This window comes from Actinophytocola sediminis, from assembly GCF_054779715.1.
Genome location: NZ_BAAGXS010000080.1, coordinates 67,978 through 81,138, shown reverse-complemented (window position 1 = coordinate 81,138; position 13,161 = coordinate 67,978). Strand labels below are relative to the sequence as shown.

Genomic DNA, 13,161 nt, shown 5'->3' with positions numbered 1-13,161 from the left:
CGCGTGGTCCGTTGGAACCATTCTCGACAGAATGTCGCGCCCCCGTTGTATCTCTAGTCTGTATACGTTGTCCGTAATGTGAGAGACTGTCAGGAACTGCTTGTCGGGCCCCCTTACCGACGCCCAAATGCACAGGCCCGGCCGCCGGACACGGCCCAGCCGGATCGAGGCGAAGCGTTAACCTAACCGGGAGCAAGATGGGCGAGACGGGGGTCACGTGCTGGCGCTGCGACTGCTCGGTCCTTTGGCGCTGACGCTCAACGGGCAGGAACGAGACCTCGGGGGGAACCGCCAGCGGGTGGTGCTCGCCATGCTCGCGCTCAACGCCAACCGGGTCACCCCGATCGAGCAGCTCATCGACGCGGTCTGGGACACCGAGCCGCCGACCACCGCCCGCGCCCAGATCCAGATCTGCATCTCCGCGCTGCGCCGCATCCTCACCGACACCGGCGGCACCGCCACGATCCGCACCAGGGCACCCGGCTACCTGCTGGAGATCGCCGAGCCCGACCTGGACACCACCCAGTTCGCCAGCCTGGTCACCTCCGCCAGGGCACACGTCGACGCCGACCGGACCTCCGAGGCGGTGGCCACCCTGCGCAGCGCGCTGTCGCTGTGGCGGGGCCAGGCGCTGTCGGGCCTCGCCTCGGAGCTGGTGCGCCGCGGCGCGGCCCAGCTCGAGGACGAGCGGCTGGCGGCGATCATGGAACGGATCCGGCTCGACCTCGCCCTCGGCCGGCACGAGGAGATCGTCGGCGAGCTGTTCGCGCTGGTCAAGGAGCATCCGCTGCGCGAGCGGCTGTACGAGTTCCTGATGTTGGCGCTGTACCGGTCCGGCCGCCAGGCCGAGGCGCTGGAGGTCTGCCGGCGGGCGCGCGCCACGATGATGGAGGAGCTCGGCATCGAGCTCGGCCAGGGGGTGCGCCGGCTGGAGACCGCGATCCTCAACCGCGACCCCGAGCTGGACGTCACCCCGGTCGAGCAGGCCCCGGCGCGCCGGAACCCGAACCCGACCGAACAGCAGTTCGTGGTGCCGCGCAGGCTCCCGGCCAGCATCGCGGACTTCACCGGCCGGCAGGTACAGCTGGCCGAGATCACCCGGGTGCTGACCGATGACGACGATGACGAGGACGTCCGCTACGGCATGCGGGTGGTCGCGATCTCCGGCAAGGGCGGCGTCGGCAAGTCGACGCTGGCGTTACGGGCCGCGCACGAGCTGCGCGACATCTACCCCGACGGACACCTCTACGGCGACCTGGAGTCACCCAACGGCCAGGACCGGGTGCGCGGCATGCTCGCCAAGTTCCTGCGGGCCCTTGGCGTCGACGGCAACGGGATCCCCGACGACGAGGAGGAGCGCGCCGACCTCTATCGCAGCCGGATGGCCAGCAAACGGGTGCTCGTGGTGCTCGACGGCGCGGCCAACGAGGAGCAGGTGCTGCCGCTGCTCCCGGCCGGTCCGGGGTGCGCGGTGATCGTCACCAGCCGGGCGCCGCTGCCGGGGCTGCCCGGCGCGCACCTGGTCGACATCGACGTGTTCGACGTCGACCGCTCGCTGGAGATGCTCAACAAGATCATCGGCCCGAGCCGGGCGGAGACCGAGCCGGACGCGGCCAACGAGCTGGTCCGGCTGTGCGGCGGGCTTCCCTTAGCCATCCGCATCGCCGGCGCCCGGCTGGCCTCCCGCCCGCACTGGCGCATCGACGTGCTGGTCGCCCGGCTGCGCCACAGCGTGCGCCGGCTCGACGAGCTGTCCTATCGCGGCCTGGTGCTGCGCTCCAACATTGGCCTGAGCTACCGCACGCTCCCGCCGGTCGCGCGCACCCTGTTCCGCCGGTTCTCGCTGATCACCACCGCCGACTTCCCGGCGTGGACCTCGGCGGTGCTGCTCGACGTCGACCCGTTCGACGCCTTCGAGGTGCTGGAGAGCCTGGTCGAGGCCCAACTGCTGGACACGGTGCAGTATCCGGGCGAGAAGCTGCGCTATCGCTTCCACGACCTCATCCGGGTGTTCGCCGTCGAGCGGCTGGCCGACGAGGAGACCGAGGCCGAGCGCGACGAGGTGACCGAGCGGCTGCTCGGCGCGTGGCTGGCCCGCGCCGAACACGCCCACCGCAAGGAGTACGGCGGCGACTACACCATCCTGCACGGCACCTCGGCCCGCTGGGACGGCGCGCTGGAGGTGGAGGAGATCGACGAGATGGGCGACCAGATCGAGTGGCTGGAGTCCGAGCGCCGGTCGCTGGTCTCGGCGGTCCATCTCGCCGCCGACCACCGGATGTCGGAGGTGTGCTGGGATCTCGCGCTCACCTCGGTGACCCTGTTCGAGGTCAAGGGCCACTTCGACGACTGGCGGGAGACCGCCGAGCGGGCGCTGACCACCGCCGAGGAGGCAGGCAACCGGCGCGGTCAGGCGGCGATGCTCTACACCCTCGGCTCGATGCACCTGTTCCAGTTCCGCCTCGACGAGGCCGAGCGCTATCTGTTGGCCGCCAAGGAGCTGTTCGAGGCCGAGCGCGACGAGCACGGCGGCGCGCTGGTGCTGCGCCACCTCGGCACGGTCAACCGGGTGCGCAACCGGACCGACGCCATGCGGGACCGGTACGAGGCGGCGCTGGCGAAGATGCGGTCCGTCGGTGACCTGGTCGGCGAGGCGCACATCCTGCAGAGCCTGGCCAAACTGTGGATCGACGAGGGCGACGCCGAGACCGCGAGGGGCATGCTGGAGACCGCGCTGGAGCGGTTCCGCCGGGTCGGCTACCTGCGCGGCGAGGCGCAGGCGCTCAACCGGTCGGCCGAGCTGTTCCTGCTCACCAACGAGGTCGACCGGGCCCACCAGGCGCTCAACCGGGTACTGCTCATCGTCCGGGACATCGGCGACCGGATCGGGGAGGCGGCCGCGCTGTGCCGCCTCGGCGTGGTCCGCCAGCGCACCGGACGGCTGGACAACGCCGAGACCACCCTGCAGCACGCGCTCTCGCTGGCCGAACAGGTCGGGCAGCGGCTGGTCGCCGGCCAGGCCCACCACGCGCTCGGGGAGATCGCGCTGGCCAGGGGGCAGAGTGCCGCGGGCGCGGAGCACGTCGAGGCGGCCCACGCGCTGTTCGCCGAGCTCGGTTCGACGGTCTGGCAGGCCAAGGCGCTGATCCTGCGCTCGGACGTCCACCAGGGACTCGGCGAGGACGGCGCCGCGGCCCGCGATCTGGAGGCGGCCATCGACCTGCTCAGCAGGGTCGATTCCGTCGAGGCGAACCGGCTGCGCGAAGAACTGGAACAGAATCGCGGAAACGCGATTTTTCGCTGATCCCACTGAGCGGCGACAGGACAAGACCCCCGAACAAACCGGAACTGTCGCCGCCCCCCTGCGTGTTGGTCAAAGCTCGTCAGTCGGTCACGCTGCACGGGACCGGCACGGTCCAGTCACAGTCGGCCGCGGCGGTGCCCGTGGTCAGGAACAGCGCGGACAGGCCGAGGAACAGCGCGGCGACGGACACGGCGAGCTTGCGAATGGCAGACATGGCAAAGCCTCCGAAACGGTGTTGGGATTTTCGTTTTCGGCGGGAGCCCCGCTCGAGAACGAGTCAACGCCGGCTCGCCTTTCGTCGACATTCGGTCGATTTAACGCCCGCTATCGTCCGGCGATAGCGGGCGGATAAGGCTCCGGTAGAGCACTTCGCGAGATTGACGCACATGACTCGCGCAGGTGCAGGACGCTCGAGATGACCGACACCCTCCTCCGGCTACGCGCGCACGAGGTGTGGAGCGCGCTGGAGATGATCGACCCGGTCGCGGTCCTCGCCGAGGACCTCATCGGGCGCACCGTCAGCCGGGCGGGGCACGTGCACCGCACGCCAGGGCGCCTGGTCACCTGGGGCGACTCCGGGCGCAACGGCAACGAGCTGGTCATGCTCGACCACCCCAACGCGGTCCGCTCGTGCGTGGTGCCGGCGCAGTCCCTTCGCGACTCGCTGACCGCGGCGCTGACCGCGGTGGCCGCCAGGGAACTGCTGGTCGGCGGCGCGGTGACGGTCGCCATGCTCGGCCCGGCCAACTCGGTGCAGACCCAGCTCGCGGTCATCGCCAGGCACGTGCGGGACATCAGCCACGTCGCCCTCCAGCTCGACGGCGAGCAGACCATCGAGCCCAAACTCGCCGACCAGCTGGAGCTGAGCGGCATCGGGCTGTCGATCGTGGAGACCGTCGCCGAGGCGGTGTTCGGCGCGAACCTGGTGGTGGCCACCGACCACGGCTCGACCAGCACGGGACTTGGCAGGCTGCGGCTCGACCAGCTGGCCAGGGGCACGGTGCTGGTCAACGCCACCGGCGCGGACCTGCACGACGACCTGGTCGACCAGGTGGACCAGGTCTACGTCGACGACTTCATGCTGCTCGACCAGTTCCCCCGGCGCCGCGTGGTCGCCACGCACCTGGCCGAGCCGACGATCGACTCGGTCATCCTGCACGGCGGCACCGGCCCGCTGATCGCCGCCGACCTGGCCCAACTGCTCACCGGCCGGCACGCGGGCCGAAGACGGGGCGACGACATCCTGCTCGTCGAGCTCCTCGGCACCACCGAGCTCAACGCCGAACTCGCCTACCGGATCTACGAGGGCGCCAAGCGCACCGGCCTCGGTGTGCGGATCACCGACTGAGAACGGAAGTGAGTGTCATGGCGAGCCAACCCGACGCGCTTGGCCCACAGCCGAACCTCGGCGGCCGGCCGACCTGCCGCAGCCGGCGCCACGAGCAGGGCAGCGCCCCGCTGCTCGCCCCCGGCCTGTGCGTCTGCGCCGCCTGCCGCGACCTCGCCGAGGAGACGCTGATCGAGCTGCCCTCGCTGTTCGAGATGTGCGCGCACGTGCTTGACCTGCGGCCCAACGGGTTCCGGGAGCGGGTGAGCGGGCACCGGCCGCACGGCATCGTGCTGCGCGACGCGGTGGTCTCGGTCCGGTCGGAGATCCTCGGCGTGCTCGCCTCCTGGTGCGGGCTGGTGATCAGCGAGCGCGGCATGCCCGGCCCGGACGAGCTGGCCATCCGCAAGCTCGTCGGCTTCCTCGGCATCCACCTGCACTGGCTGTTCCAGCACCCGGCCGCGCCCAGCCTGGTCGACGAGCTGGTCGACCTGGCCGAGGCGGTCAGCGCGGCGCTGCGCCCGGACACCGGCTTCCGGGTCGCCGTCGGCCAGTGCCCGATGCCCGACTGCGGCCAGACCGTGCACGCCGAGGCGCACCGCGAGGGCGCCGCGCCCTACGAGGTGGCCTGCGAGGCCGGGCACGTGTGGGCGCCGGAACACTGGCTGTCGCTGCGCGGGCGCACCAACGGCGGCAACCGCGGCAACGGCAATCGCGGCAACGGCACCAACGGAGACCCCAAGGGGGCCGCACCCAAGAACGGTGACGGCGGCGGGGCCGAACCCAGCCGGTCGCCCCACCAGGGGAACGCCGAATGAGGCCGGCCAACGCCGACCGGCGCACGGTGCCGACCCAGCTGGCCGCGCTGGCCGCGGGCGTCACCGAGGCCACCATCCGCAAGTGGGCCAGCCGAGGCAAGCTCGCGCGCTATGGCCGACCGGGCCGCGCCGAGTATGATCTTGACGAGCTGTACGAGCTGATCGTCGAGTCCAGGAGCCGCAAGCAGGCGAAGTAGCTCCCATAACAGATTCGACGCGCATTCTTCGGCGCGGTCGACGCGCATTTCGCAAAGGCAATTCTGGCCTTTGCGTAAACCACCCATGCACCCCTGGAGATCGCATGGAGACCCGCTTGACATGCCTACCGGGATCTGTCACGCTTTCTTTGGGTTTCGCGCGCCCTAAATAAGCCAAGCGCCACACGGTACGCCCAGAATGCCCATTCGTCAGCAGGTCGACGGATGGGCATTTTGGCATGCATCGAATCGCCTAGAAAAGGTTCCGACATGCGAGTTGAGATCAAGGTCCTCGGCCCCTTGGAAGTCTCGATAGGTGGTGTCTCGATCGTCCCCACCGCCAGCAAGCCAAGCCAGCTGCTCGCGATGCTCGCACTGAACGCCGGCCATGTCGTCACCATGGCGACGCTGACGGAGGAGATCTGGGACTACCGCCCACCCCGCAGCGGGGTGCCGACACTGCACACCTACATCCTGAAGTTGCGCCGCAAGCTCCAGTCCGTGCTGACCACCGAGGGTGGGCTGAGCTCCAAGGACATCCTCATCACCCGCCGCTCCGGCTACCTGCTCAACGTCGAGCCGAGCGATGTCGACGCCGTTCGCTACGACCGGCTGTCGGCGGCCGGGCGCCAGGCGGTCAACCACGGTGACCACGAGGAGGCGTCCAACACCCTCGGCGAGGCCCTGCGCTTATGGCGTGGGCCGGCGCTGGCCGACGTGCCGACCGGTCCGCAGCTGGCCATCGAGGCCATGCGGCTGGAGGAGAACCGGCTGGGGGATCTGCACCTGCGGATCGAGGCGGATCTGCGTCTCGGTCGCCACCACCAGTTACTCGGCGAGCTCGCGACGCTGTGCGCGCGGCATCCGATGCTGGAGAACTTCTGCGCCCAGCACATGGTCGCGCTCTACCGCTCCGGCCGGCAGAGCCAGGCGCTGGAGGCCTACCGGCGGTTGCGCACCAGCATGGTGGACCAGCTCGGCGTAGAGCCGTCGATGCGGGTCCGGCAACTGCACCATCGCATCCTCAACGGGCACGCCACCGTCGACGACCCGAACTTCGTGGTGAACAGCTGAGGCGCTCACCCGCCCCCGGCTGCGATGCCCTGAATGAGGCATTGGCGACGCTCACCGTCCTGAATGGGGCATTCAGGGCAGTTGGCCTACGCGGCCGCCGCCCAGAGGCGTCCGGTCGCCAACCGCGTGCCGGCCACCCTGGCGGCGCGCAACGCGGCCAGCGAGACGAGTTCGACCATGGCGGTGTCCGACGGCTCGAGCTCCCGGTAGGCGCGCACCGTGTCCTCGTCGACCTGGTAGGACGCCTTCGCCACGAGCAACGCCAGTCGCGCGGCCGGCTGTTGGGCAGCCGGCACCGCGCTGACCGGACCGGTCAGCCAGGACCGGGACAGCCCGGGCGGCTGTCCGTCCCAAGTAGACAGTTCGGCGGTGAGCAGTTCCCGCACCGCCATCGGCACGCTGGCCGCGGCGGCCGCCTCCACCGTGGCCACCGCCCGGCCGAACGCGTCGTGCACCGTCGGCGCCGCCTTCGCCCAGCGGAGATCGGCCGCGGGCGCGGCGGCGGGCAGCAACCCGACCGAGTCCCCTGGATCACCACCGGGCACCGCGGCCCCGCGCATGAACCGGCCGAGCACCGTGCCCGCACGCCGGCGCGCACCGGCCGGCAGCCCCGGCGGCAGCGGCGAGTCACCGAGGAAGACGTGCACCATGCGGTTGAGATAGTGGAACGCCACCGCGACCCCGATCAGCGTTGGCGCCTGCTCGGCCGGGAACGGCCAGGCCCCACCGGACCTGGCCCACGCGGCGAGTGTCTCGGTCGCCGGGTCCTGGTCGAGCGCGGCCAGCGTCGCGGTGTGCACCTCGACGCAGTACGGGCAGGAGTTGCTCGCCGACACCGCGGCCGCCACCGCCTCCTTGGCCGCCCGGCTCGCCTCGGTGCGTACCACCAGCGTCTCCCGCAGCATCGTCCACGCCGCGGCCAGGTTCGCCGGCGCGGGCGAGTGCAGGCTCACCGGTGGGGCGAGCATGCCGAAGTCGCGTTCGACCTGCTGGTAGACCAGCGCGGTCAGGCCCGCCGCGTGCCGGTGGCGCACCGGGGTCACGTGCCGGACCTGCTTCATGGTCGTTCGCAACGCTGTCCGCAGCAACATCGGCGCTCCCTGGGTCACCCGCGGGCCTGGGAAATTCAGGGTAGGGGGAACGGCCGCGCCGGAGATCTCACAGATTGCGCAACACGATCTTCGAAACGGCGCCCTCGGTCACTGGTCGAGCAGGTCGTTCAGCCCGGCGTAGCCGACCTCCTTGAGCCGGGTGCCCGACAGCGCGAAGTAGTCCCCGCTCGCCCGGATGCCGTGCCCCTCGACCATCCGGTTCATGAAGTTGAACATCGCGCACACCATCACCGCGTCGTGCAGCGCGCGCTCGTCCCAGCCCGCGGCCAGCACCTCCTCGGCGTCGGCCACGGTGATCGCGGACGGGGTGCGGGTGAGCTTGTCGACGTAGCGCAGCACCGGTCGCATGTTCGCCGCGATCGGCGCCGAGTCCAGGTCGACGACCGCGGCGGGCACCGCGCCCTTCGCGATCCCGCACGCCTCCGCGGTCGCGGTGTGCACGCCGTGGCAGTAGCCGCAGGAGTTGACCCCGGACACGTAGGCCGCGATCAGCTCGCGCTCGGCGACGGTGAACGGCGACGGGCCGCGCATCACGACCTCGTGGTAGTCCAGCAGCGGCCGGGAGGTCTCCGGGTAGAGCTTGAAGACGTCCATCAGCACGGCATCGTCGGGAAGGGAGCTCAGGTAGGACATGTTTCCTCCGCGATCGTGGCGATCTCCTCGCACCGTGACCAGCATGCGACGAGATAGACCTGTTCGGCAGCGCCGGACGTGCGCAGTTGCCCGGCCACCCTGGCGGCCGAGGTGATCTCCGTCCTCGCCTGGCCCCACTGCTCGCGCAGCGCGGCCGAATGGGGCGCGTGGTCAAGACCGGCGGCGGCGAGCCCGGCCATCGCGGTGCGCCAGCGCGTGGCGCCGAGGACGAGCGCGTCGTCGAACGTCAGGTCGTCCGTGGCGCCGTGGCGCAGTTGGTCGACATACATCGTGACCGTGGCCGGGTCGTCGAGCAGTCCCCTGCTCGCCACCCCGAGCCCGGCGAGCAGCCGCTCCTTACCGAACCCCATGAGCAGCACGCCGATCTCGGTGTCGGGATCGTCGTCCACCGAGGGAAGGGAGAAGACCGTGTCGTACGGCTCAGACATGCGCGTCAACGCCTTCGCGCACCCTGGCGGCGATCGCGCCGGCGATCCGCGCGGTCGCCACCCGGTGGCCGTCGATGTTGCGCGCCGCCGGACCGAGCACCATGCACGCGGCCGCACCCGCGCTGAACACCCTCGGCGCGTTGCGGTAGGCGAGCGTGCGCTCGTCGAGGTCGGGCCAGCCGTCGCGGGCGCCGACGAGCCCGTCGGCCAGCAGGCCCGTGCCGATGGACGGCACGGTGCCCAGCGCGAGCGTGACATGGTCACCGGCGACCACCCGGCCGTCGGTCAGCTCGACACCCTTGTCGGTGACCGCGCGCACCCCGATCCCGCGATGGGTGGTCAGCCGGCCGTCGGCCGCCGCGCTCTCCAGCAGCGGGCGGAACTCGAACATCACCGACGCCCGGCGCTGGCCGGCCATCAGCGCGAGCCGCTCGGCCCACGGCACGCCGTCGAAGCGGGCCCGGCCCTCGGCGCGGAAGAAGGACGCGTTGACATCCGAGCACTGGTAGCGCTCGGACTCCGCGCGCACCAACCACTCCACCGTGGCGCCGCGGTGCAACGCGTTGTGGATCAGGTGGGCCGCGGTCAGTCCGGCGCCAAGCACGATCTCGCGGGTCGCGTCGGCCGGCACCGGTTCGTCCCAGTAGCCGACACCGCCCGGCCGAACGCCGGCCCACCAGTCGGCGGGTGCGGCGCGGCGCTCCTCTCCCTGACACAGCACGACGTTGCCCGCCTCGATGGCGAAGTCCTTGCCGCGCACCATGACCCGGTCGCCGTCGACGGTGAGCGAGCGCACATCGCCCGGCCAGAGTCGTTGCGGCACCTGGTGAATGACCGAGGTGTGCCGGCAGTAGGCGGCGAACACGTCGACCGGCACCACCGACCGGTGCCCGGCCTGGGACATGCGGACCTCGCGGCGCTCGACGGGAGTCAGCTGTGCCCAGTGCATCCGCGCGAAGTCCCGCAGCTCGCAGTCCCGGTAGCCCTCCACGCCGGGATGGTGCTCGTAGGGCGAGCGCAGCACCCGTTGGTCGAGCCGGTCGACCCGCTCGAGGAACCGGCCGGCCGGCTCACCGTCGCGGTCGATGATGACGACGTCGTGCACCCCGAGGTGCCACAGCGCGGCGGCCACCGCCAGCCCCGCCGGTCCGGCGCCGACGATGACGACGTCGGCGATCTCCGGGGGCGGTCCGGTCCGGTCCGCGAACGGCGCCGGGTAGTGCGGCCATTCGCGGTGCCGTGGTGAGCCGAGCAGGCGGGGGTGCGGGACGAACCTGGTCACCCGATGACCGTGACGGGCACGATCACCTCGATGGTCGGGCGCTGTGGCATGCCGTTGGTGACCATCTCCTGCAGCATGTCCTCGGACTCCTCCGCGCTGGCCGAGGAAACCGGGCTGTACCTGGCGTGCGCGTAGGCCGGGCGACGGCCGTCGGCCTCGATCTCGAAGACCTTGAGCACGGCCTCACCCGGCCGCACCTCGCCGTCGAAGAAGGTCAGCCTGCGCATGTCCGGGGTGAGGAAGGTCTTGGCGAACTGGCGGGACATCACCATGGCGTCGCCGTCCTCGACGAAGTGGGTGTTCTCGTCGGTGGTGACCTGCATGGCGACCCAGGTCTGGTCGGTCAGGTTGGTCTCGGACTTGATGATCTGCCAACGCCCTGGCTCGGGGAGGTTGATGGAGACGGAAACGTCGTAGTCGACCGCGTCGATCGCCCCGGAGATCATCAACACGCGACGTCGCAGGTCGGCGACTCCCGCCATCTGGATGTCCCGCGCACGCACCCGACCGGCGACGTCTAATCCTGGAACCTCGAGCGAAGACACTGCCTACCTCCCAGAGACCAGCGGACATGAACCACGAAAAGTTCACCATCTCGCGTTTCAGCGTGGCACATTTCCCACCAGTGCTCAAGGCTTCGATCTGTCCACAATGGCCTGTTCGGTCAGGCCGCGGACTCCCCGGTGGAGAGGCCGCCGCCCGAGGAACTGGGCAGTGGCGCCCCGTAGGTCACCTCGATGCCGCGTTCCCGTGCGGCACGGACGATGCCGGGCACCGCCCGCTCGGCGAGCGCGGCGACGGTGAGTGCCGGGTTCACCGTCAGTCCACCCGGTACGGCCGAACTGTCCGTGACGAAAATGCCTGGGTGGCCACGCAGTTCGTGCCGGTCGTCGAGCGCGGAGGTCGCCGGGTCGTCACCGATCCGGCAGGACGCCAACGGATGCACGGTGTAGGCCCCGACCACGTCGTTCGTCCACGGCGCGACCTTGGCCAGCCCGTCCTTCTCCAGGATCTTCTTGACCTCGGCGTCGGCCTTGGCCCAGCCACGCAGCGTGTTCGGCGTCGGGTCGTAGCTCAACGGGCCCTTGCCGAGCATCTGCTGGGAGATGCGGTAGGCGTTGCCGGTCGGCGGCGGCGGGCCGAAGACGCCCTCGTTGTCGTCCTCGGTCATCAGGAAGATCGTCAGCCACGACTTCCACTGCTTGAGGATCTCCTTCTTCTCCTTGCCGAACCAGGTCGGGCCGGTGGCATCCGGGGCCTGGGCGAGGATCGTGCCGAGACCGGGCGGGAAGTACAGCTGTTCCAAGGAGAACCGGGAGAACTCGGGCAGCTCGCCGTCCAGGAAGTCCCAACAGGCCACGACCGGGCCCTTGCCGATCTGGTTGGCCTCGTAGGCCGCGCCGCCCTGGCGCGAGAGGCCGAGGACCTCCCGCACGCGATCCTCGTTGATGATCGCGGTGTTCAGCCGTTCACCGTTGCCGGAGAAGTAGCGGCCGACGGCGTGCGGCATCGCCCCGAGGGTCTCCTCGGAGCGCTGCAGGATCACCGGGGTGGCGCCGGCGCCGGCGGCCACCACGACGATCTTGGCGTCGATGGTGCCGCTGTCGACGTTGACCCGGTAGTCCTCATCGTCGATGACGTTGTAGTGCACCCGGTAGCCGCCGTCGTCGGTCCGGGAGATCCGCTGCACCTCGTGCAGCGGCCGGATCCGCGCCCCATGCGCGATGGCCGCCGGCAGGTAGTTGAGCAGCAGCGACTGCTTGGCGTCGAACCGGCAGCCGGCCATCATCCAGTTGCAGTTGGTGCACTTCTCGGTGTCGATGCCGACCGGGACGGGGTTGGCCGACCGGCCGGAGTGGTGGCAGGCCGCGGCCCACAGCCCGCCGGCGTAGGTGACGTCGTTCCAGCCCTGCTGGCGGACCGGCATCACCTCGGACACCCGGTCGTACCAGGGATCGAGGGTGTCGCGGTTGATCGCCGATGGCCACATCCGGCGGCCGATCGAGCCCTGCCGCTCGAACACGAACCTCGGCGCGCGGGGCAGCGCGGCGAAGTACACCACCGAGCCGCCGCCGACGCAGTTGCCGCCGAGCACGCTCATGCCGTTGCCGGAGACGAAGTCGAACACCCGGGTGTAGGACGAACCAAGGAGGTAGTCGTGGTCGAAGTCCTCGCCGGTGAGCCACGGGCCGCGCTCGAGCACGGTCACCTCGGCGCCGCCGGCGGCCAGGTGGTATGCCGTGATGGACCCGCCGAACCCGCTGCCGATGACCAGGACGTCGGTCTTCTCCCGCGCGCTCATGCCGGGCTCCCCGATGCCGTGGTGTCCGGGTGTCGCTTGGCGAGCTCCTCGCCGTAGGAGTAGTCCGGGAAGCGCCACAGTCCGTCGGCGTCGGGCTTGGCGAAGCCGATGGCCAGCAGGCCGGGGTGCCCGGCGGCGAGCGCGTCGGCGGTGCTCAGGTGTGCCGCGCTGTCGTAGGCCATGTTGGCGAACAGGGCGAGCATCACCCAGCCGTCCTTCTCCGGGTGGCCGGGTGCGGTCAGCTCGGCGACCAACGCGGCCCGGTGCTCGTAGGCCAGTGCCACGAACGGCGGCACGTCCTGGTCCAGCTCGACGCCGGTGCGCCCCGCGTAGGCCAGCGCGTGTGCGTTGAGCGCGCCGGCCAGCGGGACCAGCCCGGCGGTCACGCCGGTGGCCGGGGTGTGCAGCAGCTCCAGCGCGCCCGCCTCGACCGCGCCCGGGTCGTCGCACACGCCGGCGATCGCCCGGTCGTCGGGTGATCGCTTGGCTCCGGGCACGATCGTATCCGCGAACGCCTCGAGGGTGGCCGTCCGATCCTGGTCCGAACCTGAATCCACGATGGCTTCCTCCTCGTCGACCCGAATGAGCGGACACCGCCACGTTCGGTCGTGATCCACGAATTGTCCGACCATAAACCGCACTGGTCGGACTTATTCTGCCTGC

At 70.6% G+C, this 13,161-nt stretch carries 13 protein-coding genes; 5 read left to right on the top strand and 8 right to left on the bottom strand.

The features are described from left to right. Positions 1–217 precede the first annotated feature (217 nt). Positions 218–3,304, top strand: coding sequence for an AfsR/SARP family transcriptional regulator (locus tag ACYVIP_RS37670; RefSeq protein WP_460405345.1), 3,087 nt, complete (start codon positions 218–220; stop codon positions 3,302–3,304). A 79-nt stretch (positions 3,305–3,383) separates the two neighbouring features. Here the strand turns inward: ACYVIP_RS37670 and ACYVIP_RS37665 are convergent, their stop codons facing one another. Beyond that, positions 3,384–3,518: a hypothetical protein gene (locus tag ACYVIP_RS37665; RefSeq protein WP_460405343.1), complete on the bottom strand. Its 135-nt coding sequence runs from the start codon at positions 3,516–3,518 to the stop codon at positions 3,384–3,386. Between the two features lie 201 nt (positions 3,519–3,719). On the opposite strand from ACYVIP_RS37665, the gene ACYVIP_RS37660 reads away from it, so the two are divergent. The 4 genes from ACYVIP_RS37660 to ACYVIP_RS37645 all read left to right on the top strand — a co-directional run bounded on the left by ACYVIP_RS37660 (position 3,720) and on the right by ACYVIP_RS37645 (position 6,720). Continuing rightward, positions 3,720–4,652 carry a hypothetical protein gene (locus tag ACYVIP_RS37660; RefSeq protein WP_460405341.1) on the top strand — a complete coding sequence of 311 codons (933 nt, stop codon included), beginning with the start codon at positions 3,720–3,722 and terminating at the stop codon, positions 4,650–4,652. Between the two features lie 17 nt (positions 4,653–4,669). Further along, positions 4,670–5,449 (top strand): hypothetical protein, encoded by a 780-nt coding sequence (locus ACYVIP_RS37655; protein ID WP_460405339.1) that lies wholly within the window; start codon positions 4,670–4,672, stop codon positions 5,447–5,449. Next, positions 5,446–5,646 carry a hypothetical protein gene (locus ACYVIP_RS37650; protein ID WP_460405337.1) on the top strand — a complete coding sequence of 67 codons (201 nt, stop codon included), beginning with the start codon at positions 5,446–5,448 and terminating at the stop codon, positions 5,644–5,646. The genes ACYVIP_RS37655 and ACYVIP_RS37650 overlap by 4 nt, the downstream gene beginning before the upstream one ends. A gap of 270 nt (positions 5,647–5,916) precedes the next feature. Then, positions 5,917–6,720: an AfsR/SARP family transcriptional regulator gene (locus tag ACYVIP_RS37645; RefSeq protein WP_460405335.1), complete on the top strand. Its 804-nt coding sequence runs from the start codon at positions 5,917–5,919 to the stop codon at positions 6,718–6,720. Positions 6,721–6,806: 86 nt separating this feature from the next. Here ACYVIP_RS37645 and ACYVIP_RS37640 read toward each other — a convergent pair whose 3' ends face one another. The 7 genes from ACYVIP_RS37640 to ACYVIP_RS37610 all read right to left on the bottom strand — a co-directional run bounded on the left by ACYVIP_RS37640 (position 6,807) and on the right by ACYVIP_RS37610 (position 13,055). Then, positions 6,807–7,811 (bottom strand): carboxymuconolactone decarboxylase family protein, encoded by a 1,005-nt coding sequence (locus ACYVIP_RS37640; RefSeq protein ID WP_460405333.1) that lies wholly within the window; start codon positions 7,809–7,811, stop codon positions 6,807–6,809. Positions 7,812–7,919: 108 nt separating this feature from the next. Next, positions 7,920–8,465: a carboxymuconolactone decarboxylase family protein gene (locus ACYVIP_RS37635; protein ID WP_460405331.1), complete on the bottom strand. Its 546-nt coding sequence runs from the start codon at positions 8,463–8,465 to the stop codon at positions 7,920–7,922. Continuing rightward, positions 8,453–8,914: a DUF6187 family protein gene (locus ACYVIP_RS37630; protein ID WP_460405329.1), complete on the bottom strand. Its 462-nt coding sequence runs from the start codon at positions 8,912–8,914 to the stop codon at positions 8,453–8,455. The genes ACYVIP_RS37635 and ACYVIP_RS37630 overlap by 13 nt, the downstream gene beginning before the upstream one ends. Next, on the bottom strand, positions 8,907–10,196 hold the full coding sequence (locus tag ACYVIP_RS37625) for an FAD-dependent oxidoreductase (RefSeq protein ID WP_460405327.1): 1,290 nt from the start codon (positions 10,194–10,196) through the stop codon (positions 8,907–8,909). The genes ACYVIP_RS37630 and ACYVIP_RS37625 overlap by 8 nt, the downstream gene beginning before the upstream one ends. Beyond that, complete coding sequence (locus tag ACYVIP_RS37620) at positions 10,193–10,678, bottom strand: DUF6423 family protein (RefSeq protein WP_460405325.1); 486 nt, start codon at positions 10,676–10,678, stop codon at positions 10,193–10,195. Before ACYVIP_RS37620 ends, ACYVIP_RS37625 begins: the two co-directional genes overlap by 4 nt. A 182-nt stretch (positions 10,679–10,860) precedes the next feature. After that, a complete protein-coding gene (locus ACYVIP_RS37615; RefSeq protein ID WP_460405323.1) occupies positions 10,861–12,498 on the bottom strand; it encodes an FAD-dependent oxidoreductase in 1,638 nt (545 codons plus the stop codon). Continuing rightward, a complete protein-coding gene (locus tag ACYVIP_RS37610) occupies positions 12,495–13,055 on the bottom strand; it encodes a DUF5987 family protein (RefSeq protein WP_460405321.1) in 561 nt (186 codons plus the stop codon). The genes ACYVIP_RS37615 and ACYVIP_RS37610 overlap by 4 nt, the downstream gene beginning before the upstream one ends. Between the last annotated feature and the right edge of the window lie 106 nt (positions 13,056–13,161).

What these genes read in the sequence shown, in the direction of transcription:
- ACYVIP_RS37630 (WP_460405329.1), bottom strand. Translation starts at nt 8,914, where the DNA reads ATGTCTGAGCCGTACGACACGGTCTTCTCCCTTCCCTCGGTGGACGAC.
- ACYVIP_RS37660 (WP_460405341.1), top strand. Translation starts at nt 3,720, where the DNA reads ATGACCGACACCCTCCTCCGGCTACGCGCGCACGAGGTGTGGAGCGCG.
- ACYVIP_RS37615 (WP_460405323.1), bottom strand. Translation starts at nt 12,498, where the DNA reads ATGAGCGCGCGGGAGAAGACCGACGTCCTGGTCATCGGCAGCGGGTTC.
- ACYVIP_RS37635 (WP_460405331.1), bottom strand. Translation starts at nt 8,465, where the DNA reads ATGTCCTACCTGAGCTCCCTTCCCGACGATGCCGTGCTGATGGACGTC.
- ACYVIP_RS37640 (WP_460405333.1), bottom strand. Translation starts at nt 7,811, where the DNA reads ATGTTGCTGCGGACAGCGTTGCGAACGACCATGAAGCAGGTCCGGCAC.
- ACYVIP_RS37650 (WP_460405337.1), top strand. Translation starts at nt 5,446, where the DNA reads ATGAGGCCGGCCAACGCCGACCGGCGCACGGTGCCGACCCAGCTGGCC.
- ACYVIP_RS37655 (WP_460405339.1), top strand. Translation starts at nt 4,670, where the DNA reads ATGGCGAGCCAACCCGACGCGCTTGGCCCACAGCCGAACCTCGGCGGC.
- ACYVIP_RS37620 (WP_460405325.1), bottom strand. Translation starts at nt 10,678, where the DNA reads ATGGCGGGAGTCGCCGACCTGCGACGTCGCGTGTTGATGATCTCCGGG.
- ACYVIP_RS37665 (WP_460405343.1), bottom strand. Translation starts at nt 3,518, where the DNA reads ATGTCTGCCATTCGCAAGCTCGCCGTGTCCGTCGCCGCGCTGTTCCTC.
- ACYVIP_RS37645 (WP_460405335.1), top strand. Translation starts at nt 5,917, where the DNA reads ATGCGAGTTGAGATCAAGGTCCTCGGCCCCTTGGAAGTCTCGATAGGT.